A 20,203-nucleotide genomic window follows, 5' to 3' on the forward strand; every position below is an offset into this window, starting at 1 on the left:
CTTTTGTAGGAGCGGCCTTGCGTCGCGAAGGGGCTGCAAAGCAGCCCCGTTTCATCTATCTGCATTGAAATCCCGGGGCCGCTTTGCGGCACTTTCGCGACGCAAGGCCGCTCCTACAACGGGCAGTTATTGGCGGGCTTTCTGTTTCGCTGCCAGGAAGCTCGCGCGCATGTCCTTGGCCCAGCCATCCAGCACCGGCTTGACATCGTTCAGGGTCAACTTGGTGGTCTTGTTTTCCAGTTCCTGCCCTGTCCCCTTGCGCACCACCTGGGCCAGCACCTTCTGGCTGGCACCATCGAGGAAGGCCGCCTCGACACCAACATCCACCTCTTGGTCGCGGCCGCCCATGGCGGTGTTCACGCCGGCCGAGATCAACGCGATGGGAATGACCTCGTAAGGCTTGAGGCCTTCGTTGCTGGTGGATACCGCAGTGATGGCCGGACGCACCACCATTACCCCCGGGCCGGGGCCCTTGGCCAAGGGCACGACGCTGCCCATTTCACGGCGCAGGGCCTCATTGAAGTAGCGGGTGATATCCTGCAGCGTCTGCGCCGAGATGACCTCCGTCGGCTGTGGCTTGGGGTAGAACTGGCTGGGCTCGATGTAAACCTGGCTGTACTGGTTGACGTTGACCTTGGGGTCGATCCAGCGCATCACCGGGTCTCCCGAGGGGCTCTTGGCTTCTGCCAGCCGGCTGTAGTCCTTGAGGAAGCCGGAGTAGTCCTTGGGGTCCACGCGGTTGCTGGAGCAGGCAGCAACGGCGAGCAATGCGGCGCACAACAGGGTAATGCGAGGCAGTGATTTCATGATCAGCATGCATCCATGATGGGTCGGCCAGAACAACGCTAGCAGGTGCGCGACAGATGGCCAGTGGCTGAGTTCAATCGCCATGAAAATGGCCCATCTGTCGCGGCTGTTCAGCCCAGTGCCTCACGCAAGCGGTACCACAACATGCCCAGCGCCAGCAGCGGCGAGCGCAGTGCCTTGCCGCCGGGGAAGGTCAGGTGCGGCACCGCGCTGAACACGTCCAGCCCGCGACTGTGGCCGAGCGCAATGCTTTCGGCGAGCAGCCTGGCGGTCCAGTGCGTCACGTTCAGCCCGTGCCCGGAATAGCCCTGGGCGTAGTACACGTTGCGCTGCTGGTTGAGGCGGCCGACCTGGGGAAAGCGGTTGGCGGTGATACCGATCATGCCGCCCCATTGGTAGTCGATCTGCACGTTGGCCAATTGCGGGAACACTTTGAGTACCTTGGGCCGCATGTAGGCAGCAATGTCCTTGGGGTCGCGACCGGAATAATGGCAGGCACCGCCGAACAGCAGGCGCCGGTCCGCCGTGAGGCGGTAGTAGTCCAGGCCGACTTTCTGGTCGCACAGCGCCATGTTCTGCGGGATCAGGCGGCTGGCCAGCGCCTCGGGCAGAGGCTCGGTGGCCACCACATAGCTGCCGGCAGGTAGCACCTTGCCACTCAGGCGCGGTTCCAGTTCGTCGAGGTGGGCATTGCAGCCCAGCACCAGGCTACTTGCGCGCACCTTGCCACGCGGCGTATGCAGGAGGACCTGGGCGCCATGTTCGATGCGCAGCACCGGGCTCTGTTCGAAGATGCGCACGCCCAGGCCGTGCGCGGCACGCGCTTCGCCCTGCACCAGGTCGAGCGGGTGCAGGTGGCCCGACCCCATGTCGACCAGGCCACCGGCGTACTGGTCGCTGGCGACGATCTCGTGCAGCTGGTTGGCGCCGACCAGGCGGGTTTCAGGGCGGTAGCCGAGGGCAGCCAGGTCGCCCAGCTCATCCTCGAATGCAGCGAACTGGGCGGGCGTATTGGCCAGTTCGCAGAAGCCCCAGCGCAGGTCGCAAGCAATGCCGTACTGCGCGATGCGGCTGGCCACCAATGCTACCGAATCGATGCCGGCCTGCTTGAGATAACGCACGCCGTCCTGGCCGACATGGCGGGCGAAGCCGCTGACGTCATGGCCGATACCGCGGATCAGCTGGCCGCCGTTGCGCCCGCTGGCGCCCCAGCCGATGCGCCGGGCTTCCAGCAGTACCACCGACAGGCCGCGCTCGGCCAGCTCCAGGGCCGTGTTGACGCCGGTCAGCCCGCCGCCAACCACGCACACGTCGGCCGTCAGCTCGCCGTCCAGGTTGGGGTAGGGCACCGCATCGCGAGCCGTGGCGGCGTAGTACGAGGCGGCGTGTTGGGTTGTGAAAGACATGGTTATTCTCGGCTCAGCGGTTGGACTTGATCTTGCTCCAGGAGCGGGTCATGACGCGCATGATCTTCGGGCTCGGGGTACTGGAGATGTACAGCTTGTCCAGCACTGCCTGGGGTGGGTAGACCTCGGGGTTGTTGACCAGCGAGGCATCCATGTAGGCCTGGGCATCAGGGTTGGCGTTGGCGTAGCCGACCGTGGCACTGACCTTGGCGATCACCTTGGGGTCGAGCAGGTAGTTGATGAAGGCCAGGGCCTGTTCAGGGTTGTTGGCATCCTTGGGGATGGCCAGCAGGTCGAACCAGAGGTTGCTGCCTTCCTTGGGGATGCTATAGGCGACCTTTACGCCGTTGTTCGCCTCCACGGCGCGGTTGGCGGCCTGGAACACATCGCCGGAATAACCGAAGGCCACGCAGACATCGCCATTGGCCAGGTCGGCAACGTACTTGGAGGAGTGGAAGTAGGTGATGTAGGGGCGCAGTTCGAGCAGCCGGGCTTCGGCCTTGGCGTAGTCGGCCGGCTGCTCGCTGCGCGGGTTCATGCCCAGGTAGTTGAGCACGGCGGGGAACAGTTCGTCGGGCGAGTCCATGAACGCCACACCGCACTGCTTGAGCTTTTTCAGGTTTTCGGGCTCGAACAGCACCGCCCACGAGTCGATGTGATCGACGCCGAGGGCCGCCTTGACCTTGTCGACGTTATAGCCGATGCCGTTGGTGCCCCACAGGTAGGGCACGGCGTAGCGGTTGCCGGGGTCGTTCTGTTCAAGCTGCTTGAGCAGCTTGGGGTCCAGGTGCTGCCAGTTGGGCAGCTTGCTGCGGTCCAGCGGCAGGAAGGCACCGGCCTGGGCCTGGCGCGCGAGGAAATGGTTGGAGGGTACCACCACGTCATAACCGCTGCGCCCGGCCAGCAGCTTGCCTTCGAGGGTTTCGTTGGAGTCGAACACGTCATACACCACCTTGATCCCGCTGCTGGCCTGGAAGTCGGCCAAGGTGGTGTCGCCGATGTAGTCGGTCCAGTTGTACACGCTGACCGAGGGGGTGGCGTGGCTGGTGCTGGCGAACAGCAGGGTGAACGCGGCGGGGATCAGGGTTTGCAGATGACGCATGGGGACACCTCGTTGGTCTTGTTTTTCGAGTTCGCTGGGGGGGTTGCCGTGTGTAGGAGCGGCCTTGCGTCGCGATGGGCTGCGCAGCAGCCCCAACAATCTGTACCTCACGTGCTGGGGCCTTGGGGCTGCTTTGCAGCCCATCGCGACGCAAGGCCGCTCCTACAAAAGGCCGCATAGGGGCGGCCAGGGGCCGGTTCAGACGCTGAGCATGAGGAACTCACGCTCCCACGAGCTGATCACCCGCTTGTAGTTCTCGTGCTCGGCACGCTTGACCGCCACGTAGCCCTGGACGAACTGTTTGCCCAGGTACTGCTGCACGGTCTCGCAGTCCTCCATGTGCTGCAGGGCGTCTTCGATGGTGATCGGCAGGCGCAGGTTGCGTCGTTCGTAGGCGCGGCCCTGCACCGGGGCGCTGGGTTCGATGCGCTCGACCATGCCCAGGTAGCCGCACAGCAAGCTGGCAGCAATGGCCAGGTACGGGTTGGCATCGGCGCCGGGCAGGCGGTTTTCCACGCGCATCGACTCGGGGCTGGAGGTGGGCACGCGCAGGCCGGCAGTGCGGTTTTCTTCACCCCATTCGACGTTCACCGGTGCCGAGGTGTCCGGCAGGAAGCGGCGGAACGAGTTGACGTTGGGGGCGAACATCGGCAGCAGCTTGGGGATGTACTTCTGCAGGCCACCGATGTGGTACAGGAACAGCTGGCTCATGCTGCCGTCGTCATTGGCGAAGATCGGCTTGCCGCTGGCGATGTCGACCACGCTCTGGTGCAGGTGCATGGCGCTGCCCGGCTCGTCGGTGATCGGCTTGGCCATGAAGGTGGCCGCGACATTGTGCTTGAGCGCCGCCTCGCGCATGGTGCGCTTGAACACCGTGATCTGGTCGGCCAGGTCCAGCGCGTCGCCGTGCCGGAAGTTGATCTCCATCTGCGCCGGGCCGTCTTCGTGAATCAGCGTATCCAGGTCCAGGCCCTGGATCTCGCACCAGTCGTAGACATCTTCGAACAACGGGTCGAATTCGTTGGCGGCATCGATCGAGAACGACTGGCGGCCGCTTTCGGCACGGCCCGAGCGCCCCAGCGGTACCTGCAGCGGCAGGTCCGGGTCTTCGCAGCGTTGAGTCAGGTAGAACTCCATCTCGGGTGCCACGATCGGCTGCCAGCCATGGTCGGCATACAGCTTGAGGACCTTCTTCAGGACGTTGCGCGGCGACAGTTCGATGGGGTTGCCTTGCTTGTCGAAGGTGTCGTGAATCACAATCGCGGTCGGCTCGATCGCCCACGGGATCTGGTAGACGGCAGTCGGGTCAGGGCGGCAGACCATGTCGATGTCGGCGGCGTCGAGCAGGTTGTAATAGATGTCATCGTCAACGTAGTCGCCGGTGACCGTCTGCAGCAGGACACTCTCGGGCAGGCGCATGCCGCGTTCGTGAAGAAACTTGGCGGTGGGGGCGATCTTGCCGCGGGCGATGCCGGTCAGGTCGCTGATCACGCATTCGACTTCGGTGATGCGGTGTTCTTTCAGCCAGGTGGACAGCTGATCGAAGGGGGCGTTCATACAGACCTCTTGGTTGGGTTTCAGTGGGGGAGCGGGCTGCGCTGAAACCCGTTACAGGTTTCGAAGGCGTTGCGCTTCCCAGTTGACGCACTGGAGACTATCTTGGTCGCAGCCCCTGTGGCCGATCTATCCACTTTCTCCGGCAATGAATGCACCATAAGAGTGCAACTAGGACCGTGCGTGACGACCGCCAATGCCTTGCAAGTCCAGGCTTTCCATACCACCGACGTCACCGAGCAGGTGCGTGCCACCCCTGCCTGGCAGCAGCAGTATCGGCAGATGTCGCCCGGGCATTTCAGCGGTGAGCTGCGTTGCCTGGGGTTGGAAGGGGTGCAGGTGTACGAGGAGCGCTTGAACACCCGGGTGGAGCAATTCTTCCGCGCGCCGAGCGGTGCGCTGGCGTTCTGCTTCGACCGCAGCGAGAACAGCCTGTACCTGCTGAACGAACAGAGCCGCAACATCTGGATCACGCCGGAGAACTACGAGGAAGTGGCGGTGGTGTTCGACCAGGCGTTCCTGGCCGGTCATGGCCTGGACCCACAGCGCCTCGAAGGGTTGTTCATGGTGCCGTTGGGCAGCGGCCAGAATGCGCTGTTCGGCAGTTGGCTGAGTGCCACGCTGACCCGACTGGGCGAGGCCGATTGCCCATTGCAGGGGCAGGCCCTGGCGGAACAGCTGCTGGATGACTGCCTGTTCATCCTCGACAATGCCTGCCAACGCTTGCAGGGCGTGGCCCTGGGGCGGCGCGACGAGGAACGGGCGATCATGCGCCGGGTCAGCGAGTGGGCGGCCGACTGCCCGGAGGAGACACTGAACCTGGTGGAACTGGCAGCGGTTGCCGGGGTTTCCCTGCGCCAGCTGCAGCAGGCATTCAAGGCGTTTACCGGGATGTCGCCGGCGCACTGGTTGCGTCTGCGTCGGCTCAACGGTGCGCGGCGCGATCTGTTGCGCCACGGCGGGGTGACGGTGGCCGAGGTGGCGATGCGCTGGTCGTTCTGGCATTTGGGAAGGTTTTCAGAGAGTTACCGCCAGTTGTTCAAGGAATTTCCCAGCGAGACATTGAAGCGGGGCAGGGGTTGAGCGTCGGCGAATAGCTGCTGGCCCTTTGGCAGGTAAACCCGCTCCCAAACCCGTGGTGACCCTGTGGCGGCGGGGTTGTCTGCGCAAGGGCTGGCCCCAGGCGCTACTGAACCCAGCATCGCAGCGCAAAAATTGCTATCGTGCCGCCCTGTTTCCACCCGAGGTGCCGATGTTCTACCTGCCTTTGCCCAGCGACCAGGCCGACCGCCTCGCCAGCGCGCCTGCTACCGAGTTCTTCAGTACCGCCAGCCTGCTGGAAGCCGCTACAGTGCTGTTCGTGCAAAACCTGCCGCGCCAGCCCGCCACGGCCTCGGCGGACGCGCAGGAACGCCGTTTCGCTGAAATCGTGCGCATCGCCAATGAGGTCAAGAGCGCCGCACCCGGGCGTTTCCAGGGCCAGGTGGCGCAGCACTTCGACCGTGAAGCCTTCGCGATGGGCCTGGGCATGCTCGGCGAGAACGGTATCGCACTGTTGTCCAGCGAGGTGGCGTACCAGGCCGACGAGCTGCTGGACGCCGAAGGCCAATGGAACTTCCAGTTCGCCGACAGCTATCGCCAGCGCGCCACGCCACTGCACCCGGTGTACCTGCCGTCGCTGGCCAGCGACCTGATGCTCAGCGACCAGCAGAACCGGCTGTTGCGCGAGTTTCTCTGTGGGGTCGACGAGTCGGTGGCCGTGCAGGGCTTCGCCGGCACCGGCAAGACCTTCCTGATCCATCAGTTCGCCCGCCTGCTCGACCCCCGGCGTACGCTGCTGCTGGCATTGACCGAAGGCCAATTGCGGGCCTTGCAGGCGCGCGTCAAGGACGCCGCCGCCTACACCGCGCTGACCTTCGGCCAACTGGCCGACGAGTTGCTCAATCGCGACCTTACCAGCAACGGTTGGCGCCTGCGCGACCCGTATCGCACCAAACTGTCGTGGCGCCCGCAGGATGCCCAGGTGGTCCGCTGGCTGGGCATCCCCGACATCGGCCCGCTGGCTGCCCGTGAGGTGGTGGCCTTGTGCATTCGCGCGGTGCGCAGCTTCTGCCACAGCGCCGATAGCCAGCTGCAACTGCACCATCTGCCGTGGGCCGGGCCAGGGACCACGCCGCTGGACCAGGAGGTGCTGCTGGAAAAGGCACGGTTGTACTGGCAGGAGCTGATTCGCCCGTCAGCACGGGAAATCCAGTTGCCGGTACGCGACTATCACCGGGTCAAGTTGCTGTCGCTGACCACGGACGTGATCGACAGCCGCTACACCCATGTCATCGTCGACGAAGCCCACGAACTGTCGGCGCCGATGCTCGCCGTGCTCGACCGCAGCCCGCAGTCGATCATTGCCCTGGGTGACGAGCTGCAGAACCTCAACGGCCTCAGCCCGCACCACGGCAGCTTCATTCGCCAGCGCTGCATCGACCGCTCACTGCGCGCCGGGCCGGCCATGGACAACGTGCTCAACCCCTTGATCCAGGCCCACCCAGCGGCGATCCAGGGGGCCTTCAGCGGCAGCGCCGAGCATTACACCCGGGTCAGCTTCTTCGATGTCGTCAGCGTTCCCGAACAGCCCACCGCGCTGATCGTCGACGACGAATGGGGTTTGTTCGGCTGGTTCCAGCGCCTGACGCACCAGGGCGTGCCGTTCGTGCTGCTGAAAAGCGCGCGCAAGGACTTCGAGCTGTTCGTCGAGGACTGTATCGAGCTGTATCGCCATGGCACCCGGCCACGCCACCCGATGCTGTTCCGTTATGCCAGTTGGCAGGCGCTGGAGCAGGACAAGGGCGATGACAAGGCCTTCGTTGCCGTGGCCAACATGCTGCGCAAGGGCTACACGCCGGAGCACTTTGCCAGGGCCAAGAGCCGTTACCGCTGGGACAAGGCGCCCAAGCTGTTCCTGGGGCGGGTGCGGGATGTGAAGAACATGGAATTTGCCCGGGTGATGGTGTCGCCGGAGCTGATGGTGGCGCCGCAGGTGGCCGGCAACCGCAACGAGCGTGCGCGGATGTTGGCCGGGTTGTACACCGCCTGTTCGCGGGCGCGGCATGAACTGATCGTGCCGGGAGGAATGCTGGACTGGGTCAAGGACCAGGTTCGGGATTGAGATATGGGGCCGCTTCGCGGCCCATCGCGACGCCAGGCCGCTCCTACCCGAACCTGCTCGAACCACGCGGGGGCGGATCGGTAGGAGCGGCCTGGCGTCGCGATGGGCTGCACAGCAGCCCCAAGGCACTGATCAGTTACGATCCAGCCAAACCGTCTGCGCATTGGTGAACTCACGCACGCCAAAGTGCGACAGCTCGCGCCCGAAGCCGCTCTTCTTCACCCCGCCGAAGGCCACGCGGGGGTCGGAAGCGCAGTAGCCGTTGATGAACACGCCACCGGTGTCCAACGCTGCAGTCATGCGCTCGGCCAGCGCGTAGTCAGCGGTGTAGATGGTCGAGGCCAGGCCGAATTCGCTGTCGTTGGCCAGCTCCACCGCATGGTCCGCATCACGCGCACTGATGATCGCCGCCACCGGCCCGAACAGCTCCTGCTTGAAGGCAGTCATGTCCGCGGTAACGTTGGCCAGCACGGTCGGCGCGTAGAAGTTGGCCACGCCATCGACCTTGTGCCCGCCCAGCAACAGGGTAGCGCCTTCGGCGAGGGTCGCCTGGACCTGGCCGTCCAGTTCGTCGCGCAGGTCGTAGCGTGCCATGGGGCCGATGTAGGTGTCGTCTTCCAGCGGGTTGCCGACTTTCAGCGCGCGGGTCGCCTCGACGAACTTGCGGGTGAATTCGTCAACAATGCTGGCCTCGACGATCAGGCGCTTGGCCGCCGCGCAGACCTGGCCGGTGTTCTGGTAGCGGCCGATTACCGCCGCCTTCACGGCAGCATCCAGGTCGGCGTCGGCCAACACGATGAACGGGTCGGAGCCGCCCAGTTCCAGTACGCACTTCTTCAGCGCAGCGCCAGCCTGCGCCCCGATCGCCATGCCGGCCCGCACGCTGCCGGTGAGGGTGACGGCGGCAATGCGCGGGTCATTGATGGCGCGGGTGACGCCGTCCGGGGTCACGTTCAACACCTCGAACACGCCTGCCGGCAGGCCGGCATCCTTGAACAGTTCACCCAGCAGGTAAGCGCTGCCCATCACGTTCGGCGCATGCTTGAGCACGTAGGTGTTACCGGCCAGGATCGCCGGCACGGCGCCGCGCAGTACCTGCCATACCGGGAAGTTCCACGGCATCACTGCCAGGATCGGGCCCAGTGGGCGGTATTCGATGCGGGCTTTTTCCACCTGGGTCGGTTCGGCAGCGAGCATCGCCGGGCCATGCTCGGCGTACCAGCGGCACAGGCCGACACATTTGCTGACCTCGCCACGGGCCTGGGCGACCGGCTTGCCGATTTCGCGGCTGATCATCTGGGCGAAGGCTTCGGCCTTGGTTTCGAGGGTGCTGGCCAGCGCCAACAAGTACTCGCTGCGCTGACCCAGCGACACCTGGCGCCACTGGCGGAAGCCAACCTTGGCACGTTGCAGCGCCGCTTCCAGTGCGGCGTCGGTGTCGAACGGGTAGGCGCCGATCTGCTCACCGCTGTACGGGTCGAGGGAGATGGCGTGGGTCAGGCTGCTGATCGCGCTCATGGCGGGACACTCTCGTTTTCGTTGATCCGAGACGCCAGACTAGTGGGCTAGGGCTTTAATGAAAACTGAATAATAATGAGCGAAACATTCACGTTTGGAGAATGACTGTGGACCTGGTGCAACTGGAAATCTTCAAGGCGGTCGCCGAGCAGGGCAGCATCAGCGCCGCCGCGCAGCACATCCATCGGGTACCGTCGAACCTGACTACACGCATCAAGCAGCTGGAGGAAGACCTTGGCGTGGAACTGTTCATTCGGGAAAAGAGCCGCCTGCGCCTGTCACCGGCAGGCTGGAACTTCCTCGAATACACCCGGCGTATCCTCGACCTGGTCCACGAGGCGCGGCTGACCGTGGCTGGTGAAGACCCGCAAGGGACCTTCGCCCTGGGCTCGCTGGAAAGCACGGCGGCAGTGCGCATCCCGGCCTTGCTGGCGGCCTACAACCAGCGCTACCCCAAGGTCGACCTGGACCTGTCTACCGGGCCATCCGGGACCATGCTCGAGGGCGTGCTGTCCGGGCGCCTGGTGGCGGCATTCGTCGACGGGCCGGTACTGCACCCGACGCTGGAAGGCATGCCGGTATTCGAGGAAGAAATGATGGTCATCGCACCGCTCAACCATGCCCCGGTGCAGCGCGCCCAGGACGTCAACGGCGAAAACATCTACGCCTTCCGCGCCAACTGTTCGTACCGCCACCACTTCGAGAACTGGTTCGTGCAGGACCAGGCAGTGCCGGGCAAGATCCACGAAATGGAGTCGTACCACGGCATGCTGGCCTGTGTCAGCGCTGGTGCCGGCCTGGCCATGATGCCGCGCAGCATGCTCGACAACATGCCTGGTTGCAGCACCGTCAGCGCCTGGCCAATGTCGGAGGATTTCCGCTACCTGAAAACCTGGCTGGTGTGGCGACGGGGCACGGTGTCACGCAGCTTGAGCATGTTCGTGAAATTACTCGAGGAACGCCGCGCAAGCTGATGTTGCTGCAAGTAAAACTGGTTTGTTAAAGCGAATTTCATCCAGGCGACCACGCGTCTGTACGAACACTGTTTCGCCAGAACGATCAGATAATAGGTAAGCCATCCTCGAACGGAGGGTCGTACCATGCGTAATCATCACTATGCCCTCGGTGCCGCACTGCTGGTCGCCCTGGCGCTGCCCTGGACCCTGGCGGCTGCCGCCGACCTGAATGCCCCGATCGACATGCAGGCTGTGCAGTTGCAGCCCCAGGAGCAGAACGGCGTGCGCTACCTGCAAGGCGGCATCGGCCAGGACGAGGCCAATGCCCTGCGCAAGACCCCGGGCTATGACCTCCACGTCGAGCTCTCGACTGGCCCGGAAGGCAAGTTCCAGAGCGGTGCCAACGTGGATATCCAGAATGCCCAGGGTCAGCCCGTGCTCAGCATCCCGGATGCCGGGCCGCTGCTGTACGTGCAGTTGCCGCCGGGCAAGTACAAAGTCACTGGCAACGCCCAGGGCGAAACGGTGCAACAAATGGTCACCGTCAACGGCAAGTCGCCTGCGACCGTGAATCTGAACTGGCGTTGATGGAAAAACACGGCAGGAGTACAGCTGTACTCCTGCCTGCACAAGGCGTGTCATCATGACCCTGGACCTGCAGTTACGAAGCTTGGACGAGCAGGGCTACGTGCTGCTCCCCGCTGTGCTCGAGCCCTTGCGCATCGCCTTGTTGCGCTGTGCCATCGATGACCTGCAACCCATCCACTGGGACTATCAGGGGCTGCTGGAACACTACAAGTGCGTGTTCAACCGCAACCCGCTGTGGCTACCCTTTCTCGACCTGCCTGCGCTGATTGCCCTGGTCGAAGCGGCGCTGGGCGCCGACTGCCATGTAATCGGCCAGACCGCCTGGCGTAGCCACCCCGGCTACCCCGGCATGGCCCTGCACCTGGACCACCTGCCCATGCAGCTGCCCGACTGGCTCAGCGAACGTGGCGACTTCGTCCAGCCTGCGCAGATCCTTACGGCACAGTTGTACCTCAGCGACATCGACCAGGACCTCGGGCCGACCTGGATCGTGCCCGCTAGCCATCGTGCTGGGCGGCCTCCGCAGCCTGGAGAGGACCAGTGGCAAGGCCGCCAGGCGCTGCCGGTGCTGTGCCAGGCAGGCGATGCGCTGGTATTTCGCAGCGATGTCTGGCACCGCGGCGGTGCCAACAACAGCCAGGCACGTGTGCGCGACATGCTGCAAGTGCACTATGGCCGGCGCATGGTGGCGCAGAAGTTTTCTCCCTACCTGGACTGGCGCTTCAACCCGCAGGTGCTGGAGGCGGCCACGCCCAGGCAACGGCGTTTGCTCGGCGAACATGCCGAAGCGGAATACGACTGAGTAGCGGTAACCGGAAGGTCGGTGCAAGTCGAAGGGATTAGCCAATAGTGGCAATTCACTTCCAACTTTCTGATTATCTGGACAATAATCAGAAAAGTATTACTTGGTGTGACCGGGCTGGATGGTCCGGTCACCATAAATCGAGGGGCTCGAGCCCCCGCTTGCCGTATCGACCATCAGGAGAAGTCATTGATGAAAACCCGTTTCGCAGCCTCGCTGGCTGCAGCAGTGCTGGCCTTTACCGCGGCCAACATGGCCCAGGCAGCGCAGGTGGCCGGTGCCGTTGGCGCAACTGGCCAAGGCGACATGACCTACCGTATCGGCCTGTCGTTCGACTGGGACAAGAAATGGCTGGAAAGCAGCACCGGCTACCTCAGCGGATACTGGGATGCGGCCTACACCTATTGGGAAGGCGGTGAGGCCAGCGGTGCCCATTCGCTGTCGGTGAGCCCAGTGTTCACCTATGAATTCAGCGGTTTCCGGTACACCCCCTACATCGAGGCCGGCATTGGCCTGGCGGCGTTCTCCAAGACCGACGTGGGCGACCAGCGCCTGGGGTCGTCGCTCAACTTCGAGGACCGCATCGGCTTTGGCCTGAAATTGCCGGGGGAGCAGAAGGTGGGGATCCGCGCGATGCATTATTCCAACGCGGGGCTCAAGCAGCCTAACGACGGCATCGAATCGTACTCGCTGTTCTACAGCAAAGGCTTCTGAGACCGGGGGCCGCTTTGCGGCCCATCGCGACACAAGGCCGCTCAGACGCGTTCATTCGGTAGGAGCGGCCTTGTGTCGCGATGGGCTGCAAGGCAGCCCCGGCGATTCAGAAGGTATAGGAAACGCCAGCCTGCACCGTCCGTGGCGCGCCCGGGTAGACGTAGCTGTTGAACGCTCCCTCGTCATAACCTTTGTTGAACAGGTTCTTCACGTCCAGGTTCAACCGCACCTGTTCGTTGACCTGGTAGAAGCTCAACAGGTCCACCACGCTGTAGCTTTCCATGGTGTAGGTACTGGCCGCCGTCTGCCCGGCCCGGTCATCCACGTACTTCACGCCAACGCCCAGCCCCAGCCCCTTGGCCAGGCCATCCTGGAACTCGTAGGTGTTCAGCAGGCTGAAGCTGTTGCGCGGGATGTTGGCCAGGTGGGTGCCCTTGGGCAGGCTCGTGTCCTTGGTCACTTCGGCGTCCACGTAGGCATAGCCACCGATCACGCGCCATTCGGGGGTGAGGTTGCCGGCGACATTGATGTCCAGGCCACGGCTACGCACTTCGCCGGCCGCGATCTTGTAGGTACCGGTGGCGTCGTTCGGGTCGTTGGCCAGTACGTTTTCCTTGACGATGTGGTAGATCGCCGCGTCGACGCTCAGCTGACGATCGAGTGCTTCCCATTTCACACCCAGCTCGTAGGACTTGCCTTTCTCTGGGTCGAAGCCACTGCTACCGTTGCCGGCGGGCGTGCCAGTGTTGGGTTTGAACGAGCGCGCGGTGTTGGCATACACCGCCACAGTATCGGTCAGGTCGTAGATCAGGCCGAAGCGTGGCGTGACGCCGTTTTCGCCCTTGTGGAAATCGCGGTTGGCGGCACGGCGGTCGTCGTAGTCGTGCTCGAAACGCTCGAAGCGCACACCGGCCAATGCCTTCAGGCGCTCGGTCAGCGCCACCTGGTCCTGGATGAAGAAGGCCCAGGTCTGCAGCTTCTCATTGTCCCAGGTCGTTGGCGTCGGGTTCAGTGCCGGTCGCGGTTGGCCCAGTACCGGGTCGTAGATGTCGATCGGGTAGGGCGCGGAGGAACGGCGGATGATCGAGCTGTAGTGGTAGTTTTCGTACTCGATGCCGGTCAGCAGGGTATGGCTGAGCGTACCGGTATCGAAATGCCCGGTCAGGTTCAACTGCCAGTCGCGGTCGGTCCATTCCAGCTTGCGGTAGTTGAAGTTGCGGTCAAGCGTCCGGCCATCTGCGCGTAATCGCGTGCCCTCGACCGCATTACCCTGGAGCGAGCCGTCGAGGTACTGGAAGCCGCCAGCCAGCGTCCAGTCTTCGTTGAGCAGGTGCTCGAAGCGCAGCTGGGTCATGTTGTTGTCGTTGTGCAGCAGGTTGTCGCTGCCTTTCTCCCAGAGGTAGGTATCCCGCGAGGCACGACCGGTCTGGTTGGCATAGCGGGTCAGGCCACGGTCCAGCGGGTGGTTGTTGCGCATGAAGTCGCCCTCGAAGACAACCTTGGTGCTGTCATTGACCTGCCAGCTGAGCACCGGCGCCACGTCGTAGCGTTCACTTTGCACATCGTCGCGGAAGCTGTCGCCGCCTTCGCCCAGCAGGTTGAGGCGATAGGCCAGCGAGCCGTCCTGGTTCAGCGGCCCGCCAGCGTCGAGGGTGGCGCGGTGCATGCCCTGGTCATCGAACTGGCTGCCCAGGGTGACCTTCGATTCCGGCAACGGCTGCTTGCTGACCACGTTGAAGGTACCGCCGGGGTCACCGCGGCCATACAGGCTGCTGGCCGGGCCACGGATTACCTCCAGGCGCTCGACCGTGTTGGCGTCCGGGGCGTTGGGGTAACCACGGTTGATCGGGAAGCCGTTGCGGTAGAACTCACCGGTGGTGAAGCCGCGCACGGTGAAGGTGGTCAGGCCCTGGCCACCGAAATTGTTGGCGCGCCCGACACCACCGGCGTAGTCCAGGCCGTCCTGCAGGCGGGTGGCACCGGTGTCTTGCAGCACGTCCTTGGGCACCACGCTGACCGATTGCGGGGTTTCATGCAGCGCGGTGTCGGTGCGGGTGGCGCTGGCCGAGCGGCTGGCCTTGTAGCCGTCGACCGGGCCATCGGCACGTTCGCTGTCGGCACTGCTGGTAATGCTCAGGGCCTGCAGTTCGATCTGGGACGGCGTGCCGAGCGGCTCTGGCTCGGCAAAGGCCAACGGGGAGACGGCATGAAGCACACAAAGCGAAACGAACGTGCGACGCATCGACGGGACGATCCTGGAGTAGGGCGCTGAAGGTAAGGGGCTGAAGCGGCGCAAAACTACTACGAATCATTATCAGATGCATTATTTTTATGTGGCACGGATGTGCCAGATGCCAGGCGGGCCAAGCGGTATTGGCGCCTTCGCGGGCACGCCCGCTCCCACAAAGTGCGTCACGGATTCTGGCAATTGCGATCACCCGTGGGAGCGCGCCCGCGCGAATCGGTCGGTTCAGCCAACCAGTACTCAGCGGACCGCCTTGATTGCCAATACGTTGCACAGCGGGTGCTCCAGTACATGCGCCGTGGTCCCGCCCAGGAAAGTCCGCAGGGCGTCATGCCGGTGGCTGCCCATCACGATCACGTCGGCCCGGCTGTGGCCGACGAACTGGGCAATGGCCTTGATCGCAGGCCCCTCCAGGAAGTGCCTGCGCTCCAACGGGATCTGATGGTGGTCGCCCAGGCGGTTGAACGCCGCCCGCTGCGCCGCCCGCAGGTTGGCATCGAAGCCGGGCATGGTGACCGTACCGGCACCGAAGTCGGCAATGTGGGTCTTCGCCGCGTCGCACACATGCAGCAGGTGCAGCTCGGCGTTGCACTGCAGGGCCAGGGCATGGGCGTAGTGGATCACCTGTTCGTCCAGATGCTCGCCAGCGCCGTGGTTGTTCAGGTCCACTGCGGCAGCGATCTGCCGGGGCAGGGGCAGGCGGATATCGCTGACCAGGTGCACGGCGATCGGGCTGTCCTTGAGCAGCTGCCAGTCCAGTGGCGTCACCAGCAGGCGCTTGAGCACCGGTTCGTGCTGCACGTCCTTGATCAGCAGGTCGCACCCCAGGCGTTCGACCCGTTCCAGCACACTGCCCAGCGGGTCACGGGTCAGCAGCAGTTCGGTGGACACATCCAGGCCGGCGTTGGCCAGTTGTTCGGCTTCGTCCGCCAACCATTGGCGGTTGTCGCTGAGCAGCCGTTCGCGTTCGCGGCTATCGCTCATCAAACCGAAAGTGTCGACATCGTCGACGAATACATTGATATCCAGCAAGGCACCGTTGGATTCCGCCAACGCCGCCGCGCGCTGCAGCGCCGGCGTGTGACGCATCTGCGGGCCGAGCATGACGAACAGACGCTTGAACTGGCTCATCGCACACCTCCACGTGTGGCAGCCCCCCGGTGACCTGGTCATGTTCAGTCTAGACCGCTGCCACGTACAGCGGGGCGATGTGTCGGGTATGATGCGTGCCCCATCTTTGCCACGAGGCCCGTCCCATGTCCCTGAGTGCTGAACAGATCGGCGAGTACCGCGCCTTTGCCGAGCAGTTGGCCGATGCAGCCGCCGAAGCGATCAAGCCCTACTTTCGCGCCAGTCTGGATGTCGAGGACAAGGGCGGGCGCCTGTACGACCCGGTGACCGTGGCCGACAAGGCGGCCGAAGACGCCATGCGCGCGCTGATCCAGGCCCGTTACCCCGAGCACGGCATTCTCGGCGAGGAAGCCGGGGTGGCGGTCGGCAGCAGCCCGCTGACCTGGGTGCTCGACCCGATCGACGGTACCCGCGCCTTCATCACCGGCCTGCCGCTGTGGGGCACGCTGATCGCCCTCAACGACGGCACGCAGCCGGTGGTAGGGGTGATGAACCAGCCCTTCACCGGCGAGCGCTTCGTCGGCACGCCGGAAGGCGCCTGGCGCAGCGGTACGCCATTGAAGACCCGTGCCTGCCGTGACCTGGCCTCGGCCACGCTGATGTGCACCACCCCGGACATGTTCGACACCGCTGAACGCAAGGCGGCGTTCGAGGCGGTTGCCGGCAAGGCGCGGCTGATGCGCTATGGCGGCGATTGCTATGCCTATTGCATGCTGGCCAGCGGGTTCGTCGACGTGATCGTCGAGGCCAGCCTGCAGCCGTATGACGTCCAGGCGCTGATGCCGATCATCGCAGGGGCGGGTGGGGTGATCACCGCGTGGGACGGCAGCAGCGCGCAGAATGGTGGCTGCGTGGTGGCTTGCGGTGATCCGGCGCTGCATGCGCAGGTCGTGGATATGTTGCGCCACTACCACTGAACAGGCGTTAACGCCAAAGCTGGCAAGCCACTGCGCGAATGGCTTGCCAGCGAATTAGCGGCAATCAGGTAAAGAGCTTCATGGCACAGTGACCACCCTCCTTCAGTTCAGAGATGAAACGGAGGCCGTCCACTCCCAGGTATGCTGCGCGCAAGGCGTTGTATTTATCTGTCGGTACCAGGTAGCACCCCTCGGAAGCGAAGTTCGTGTCCAATCTGCCATCGCAGGTGACTTTGTAGATGACACCCTGCAGGTAAAAACCGGACTGGCTGAAGTGATTCAAGTTTCCAGCGATGTAGATCGATCCATCCGGGGCAATGATAACGGACTCTGTTGAGACGGCTCTGACATCAACGCCCGGATCAATATCAATACTGAGGACACCGTCTCCGTTGAATTGCGTATCGGGCAAGCCGGTCTGCTGGTGATAGACACGGACCGTCAAATTGATTGCGCGACCTGGCTCGCTGGTGAAATAGGTACCTTGGCTGATGACGACCCTGCTTTGGTCAGCACCAAGCTGGATGTTGCGGTCGTCAAGTTGGATAAAACCGGTCTGATTGAAGTTCGTATCCAGTTCGCCGTTGCTTTTGTATCGGGCGACGATGCCGGGTACGCCTTCCTTCCCGGCCAGGGCGAAACTACCGTCTTTGAAGAAGTGACAACCTTGCGGCTTGAAGGTACCACTCAAAAAGTTCTGAATAAGCCATTGGCTCTGCGTGCCATCTGGACCAAGGCCGGCTACTGGGGCTCCAGTCTCGGCATCGTGCAGCGCGACCCACAGCCGTTGGCTGTTCGGCTGGTCTTCGAGCGAAGAGGCATACAAGGTCTTGATCGTCTTGCCTAGCAACACACTGCGGGTAGCGGGCGCAGCTACCACTTCCTTGTAGCTGTTTTTCGGGCTTCCTGAAATCTTTGCCTCATTGCCAGGCTTTGTTTTCGGCCGTTGTTCGTGCTTGGCGATGGATGTTGCTGTTGGTATGGGCTGACTGTCAGGCCGCACGAGAATAATCCCTTTCACGCCGAAACCGTCCAGCGCTGCGAAGTTGTTTCTGTAGTGGCCGACAGCGGCTTGCCAGAGCCAATCTTCACCTGTCCATGTTGCACATTTCGAATGCGCGATATAATTCGAGTCCTGCGCAGGTATCGCGGGTGTGACGAAGTGGAACTCCTGTACATAGGAAAGCGACGGATCCAGCGCAGGATCTTCAATTGCGACGAAGCCTGGATCAGGTTCCAGAATACCCTTGGCATCCAGCCTTGCAAAAAAATAGAAATCCTCTCCGTCGATCGGAGCGCCGCCGACCCAGATAATACGGTTCGCTGAATCGGTTGTCGCCGAATACAGCGAGCCCGAAGACAGGGCGCCTTGAGGAACAGGAAGTCTGGCATAACCGTCAATGCCAAAGTCAGTATCCAGTTCACCGGGGTTCTTTAAATATCTGCTCATGGTGAATCCTCCGTTGGGGCGCTGAGTATTTCTCCATCTGAGCAAACCCGAAACTGGCAAATATATCAGGTGACTTTACTCTACGGCGGCTAGGTAGCCTGTGCGTTCGGCGATCCTGTTTACCCTCAACGACGGCACGCAGCCGGCTGTAGGGGTGATGAACCAGCCCTTCACCGGCGAGCGCTTCGTCGGCACGCCGGAAGGCGCCTGGCGCAACGGTACGCCGTTGAAGACCCGCGCGCGCGAATGGCTTGCCAGCGGTTCAGCGGCATTCAGATAAAGAGTTTCATGGCACATTCATCTCCGTTAGCCAGTTGTGAGATGAAGCGGAGGCCATCCGATCCCAGGTGCGCTGCGCGTAAGGCGCCAAATTCGTCTTCTGGGACCAGGTAGCGACCTCCGGAAGCGAAGTTCGCGTCCAATCTGCCATCCTGGGTGACCTTATGGATGACCCCTTGCTGGTAGAAGGTGGACTCGCCAACATGAAACAAGTTTCCTGCGAGATAGATCGAACCATCGGGGGCAAGCATGATGGATTCCGTTGTGAGGGTCCTGATATCAGAACCAGGATCAACTTCGATAGTGAGCACACCGTCTCCGTTGAATTGCGTATCCGGTAAACCGGTTTGCTTGTGATACACACGGATCGTCAGGTTGATTGGGCGTCCCGCCTCGCGATGGGAATCACCTTGGCTGACAATGATCCTGCTTTCATCAGCAGCCACCTGAATGCTGCCGTTAGCGAGTTGGATAAAGCCGGTTTGGTTGAAGTCCGTATCCAGTTCGCCGTTGCTCTTGTATCTGGCGACGATACTGGCTGCACTTTCGTTTCCTGCCAGAACAAAACCACCGTCCTTAAAGAAGCAGCAGCCCCATGGCACGAATGTACCGCCCAGAAAACTCGGAATGAGCCATTGGCTTTGACTGCCATCTGGACCGAGACCGGTTACCGGGGCCCCAGTCCTGGCATCATGCAGAGCGACCCACAGCCGTTGACTGTTTGGCTGGAACTCGAGCGAAGAGGCGTACAAGGTCTTGATATTTTCGCCCAGCAACACGCTACGGACGGTGTGTGGAGACACTTCGTCCTTAAATCTGTTCTTCAGCTGTTCAGGGACCTTTGACTCAATACCCGGTTTGGCTGTCGGGGGCTGTTCGGGCGGGGCGGTGAATGTTGCATTTGCGTTGCGCTGGCTGTCAGGTTTTACCAGGATCATCCCTTTCGTGCCGAAGCCGGCCAGCGCTGCGAAGTTGTTTTGGTAGTGGCCGATAGCGGCATGCCAGAGCCAGTCATCACCGTTCCAGGTTGTACATACTGCCTGGGCGATGTAGTTCGAGTCAGGCTCAGGTGTCGCGGGCGAGATGAACTGGAACAACTGCCCCTGGTAAAGCGACGGGTCCAGCTCAGGGTCTTCAATTTCGACGAAGCCTGGGTCCGACTCCAAGACACCCTTGGCATCCAGCCTCGCAAAATAGTAAAAAACCTTTTGATCGATCTTGACTGCGCCGGCCCAGCTAATACGGTCTGCTGAATCCAGCGTTGTCGAAAAAACCGCGCCCGAATACAAACTGCCTGGAGGGGATGGGAAATAGGCATAACCGTTAACGCCAAAGTCAGGGTCCAGTTCACCGGGGTTCGCTATATATTTGTCCATGGTGATTCCTCCGTGGGTGGATGAATATTCTTTATCACCCTGGGCAAACCCGAAACTGGCAAATTTACCAGGTGAATCACTCAATGGCGGCCACGTCGCATGCTGCATTTGGCAGATCCTGATTATCTGCATCTGGCACTTTTCGCACTTTCCACGCTCTATTCTTGGCCAAGCCGCACCGATACCCGGAGCGGC

At 62.6% G+C, this 20,203-nt stretch carries 16 protein-coding genes and 1 pseudogene; 8 read left to right on the forward strand and 9 right to left on the reverse strand.

What is annotated here, in order from left to right; translation table 11 throughout:
* Positions 1-126 precede the first annotated feature (126 nt).
* From ACJA3S_RS12530 to ACJA3S_RS12545, 4 genes are all read right to left on the reverse strand, one after another.
* Positions 127-807 (reverse strand): DUF3313 domain-containing protein, encoded by a 681-nt coding sequence (locus tag ACJA3S_RS12530; RefSeq protein ID WP_406822084.1) that lies wholly within the window; start codon positions 805-807, stop codon positions 127-129.
* 110 nt (positions 808-917) lie between these two features.
* A complete protein-coding gene (locus ACJA3S_RS12535) occupies positions 918-2,213 on the reverse strand; it encodes an NAD(P)/FAD-dependent oxidoreductase (protein ID WP_406822085.1) in 1,296 nt (431 codons plus the stop codon).
* Positions 2,214-2,226: 13 nt separating this feature from the next.
* Positions 2,227-3,315, reverse strand: a complete 1,089-nt coding sequence (locus tag ACJA3S_RS12540) for a polyamine ABC transporter substrate-binding protein (RefSeq protein ID WP_170029998.1) — start codon at positions 3,313-3,315, stop codon at positions 2,227-2,229.
* Between the two features lie 198 nt (positions 3,316-3,513).
* Entirely contained in the window at positions 3,514-4,872 is a 1,359-nt protein-coding gene (locus ACJA3S_RS12545; RefSeq protein WP_406822086.1) for a glutamine synthetase family protein, read from the reverse strand.
* 180 nt (positions 4,873-5,052) lie between these two features.
* Here ACJA3S_RS12545 and ACJA3S_RS12550 point away from each other — a divergent pair, with 180 nt between their 5' ends.
* Both ACJA3S_RS12550 and ACJA3S_RS12555 read left to right on the forward strand, forming a co-directional pair.
* Positions 5,053-5,952, forward strand: a complete 900-nt coding sequence (locus tag ACJA3S_RS12550; RefSeq protein ID WP_406822087.1) for a helix-turn-helix domain-containing protein — start codon at positions 5,053-5,055, stop codon at positions 5,950-5,952.
* 169 nt (positions 5,953-6,121) lie between these two features.
* Positions 6,122-8,032, forward strand: coding sequence for a hypothetical protein (locus tag ACJA3S_RS12555; RefSeq protein ID WP_406822088.1), 1,911 nt, complete (start codon positions 6,122-6,124; stop codon positions 8,030-8,032).
* A gap of 132 nt (positions 8,033-8,164) precedes the next feature.
* Here the strand turns inward: ACJA3S_RS12555 and ACJA3S_RS12560 are convergent, their stop codons facing one another.
* On the reverse strand, positions 8,165-9,550 hold the full coding sequence (locus tag ACJA3S_RS12560) for an aldehyde dehydrogenase family protein (RefSeq protein ID WP_406822089.1): 1,386 nt from the start codon (positions 9,548-9,550) through the stop codon (positions 8,165-8,167).
* A 107-nt stretch (positions 9,551-9,657) separates the two neighbouring features.
* Here ACJA3S_RS12560 and ptrR point away from each other — a divergent pair, with 107 nt between their 5' ends.
* The 4 genes from ptrR to ACJA3S_RS12580 all read left to right on the forward strand — a co-directional run bounded on the left by ptrR (position 9,658) and on the right by ACJA3S_RS12580 (position 12,610).
* Entirely contained in the window at positions 9,658-10,524 is an 867-nt protein-coding gene (gene ptrR, locus ACJA3S_RS12565) for a putrescine utilization regulator PtrR (RefSeq protein ID WP_406822249.1), read from the forward strand.
* A 126-nt stretch (positions 10,525-10,650) separates the two neighbouring features.
* Complete coding sequence (locus ACJA3S_RS12570; RefSeq protein WP_406822090.1) at positions 10,651-11,094, forward strand: carboxypeptidase regulatory-like domain-containing protein; 444 nt, start codon at positions 10,651-10,653, stop codon at positions 11,092-11,094.
* Positions 11,095-11,149: 55 nt separating this feature from the next.
* A complete protein-coding gene (locus tag ACJA3S_RS12575; RefSeq protein WP_406822091.1) occupies positions 11,150-11,896 on the forward strand; it encodes a phytanoyl-CoA dioxygenase family protein in 747 nt (248 codons plus the stop codon).
* 252 nt (positions 11,897-12,148) lie between these two features.
* Positions 12,149-12,610, forward strand: a complete 462-nt coding sequence (locus ACJA3S_RS12580) for an acyloxyacyl hydrolase (protein WP_406822250.1) — start codon at positions 12,149-12,151, stop codon at positions 12,608-12,610.
* Positions 12,611-12,716: 106 nt separating this feature from the next.
* Here ACJA3S_RS12580 and ACJA3S_RS12585 read toward each other — a convergent pair whose 3' ends face one another.
* On the reverse strand, positions 12,717-14,852 hold the full coding sequence (locus ACJA3S_RS12585; protein WP_406822092.1) for a TonB-dependent siderophore receptor: 2,136 nt from the start codon (positions 14,850-14,852) through the stop codon (positions 12,717-12,719).
* Between the two features lie 243 nt (positions 14,853-15,095).
* On the reverse strand, positions 15,096-15,986 hold the full coding sequence (locus ACJA3S_RS12590) for a universal stress protein (protein ID WP_406822093.1): 891 nt from the start codon (positions 15,984-15,986) through the stop codon (positions 15,096-15,098).
* A gap of 125 nt (positions 15,987-16,111) precedes the next feature.
* Here ACJA3S_RS12590 and hisN point away from each other — a divergent pair, with 125 nt between their 5' ends.
* Positions 16,112-16,903: a histidinol-phosphatase gene (hisN, locus tag ACJA3S_RS12595; RefSeq protein ID WP_406822094.1), complete on the forward strand. Its 792-nt coding sequence runs from the start codon at positions 16,112-16,114 to the stop codon at positions 16,901-16,903.
* Positions 16,904-16,967: 64 nt separating this feature from the next.
* Here the strand turns inward: hisN and ACJA3S_RS12600 are convergent, their stop codons facing one another.
* Positions 16,968-18,353: a hypothetical protein gene (locus tag ACJA3S_RS12600; protein ID WP_406822095.1), complete on the reverse strand. Its 1,386-nt coding sequence runs from the start codon at positions 18,351-18,353 to the stop codon at positions 16,968-16,970.
* 115 nt (positions 18,354-18,468) lie between these two features.
* Here ACJA3S_RS12600 and ACJA3S_RS12605 point away from each other — a divergent pair.
* Positions 18,469-18,594, forward strand: a pseudogene (locus ACJA3S_RS12605) (histidinol-phosphatase); the annotation flags it as partial.
* A gap of 31 nt (positions 18,595-18,625) precedes the next feature.
* On the opposite strand, the gene ACJA3S_RS12610 reads toward ACJA3S_RS12605, so the two are convergent.
* Positions 18,626-20,116, reverse strand: coding sequence for a hypothetical protein (locus tag ACJA3S_RS12610; protein ID WP_406822096.1), 1,491 nt, complete (start codon positions 20,114-20,116; stop codon positions 18,626-18,628).
* Between the last annotated feature and the right edge of the window lie 87 nt (positions 20,117-20,203).

Source organism: Pseudomonas sp. KnCO4 (assembly GCF_045344305.1).
Classification (GTDB): Bacteria; Pseudomonadota; Gammaproteobacteria; order Pseudomonadales; family Pseudomonadaceae; genus Aquipseudomonas; species Aquipseudomonas anuradhapurensis.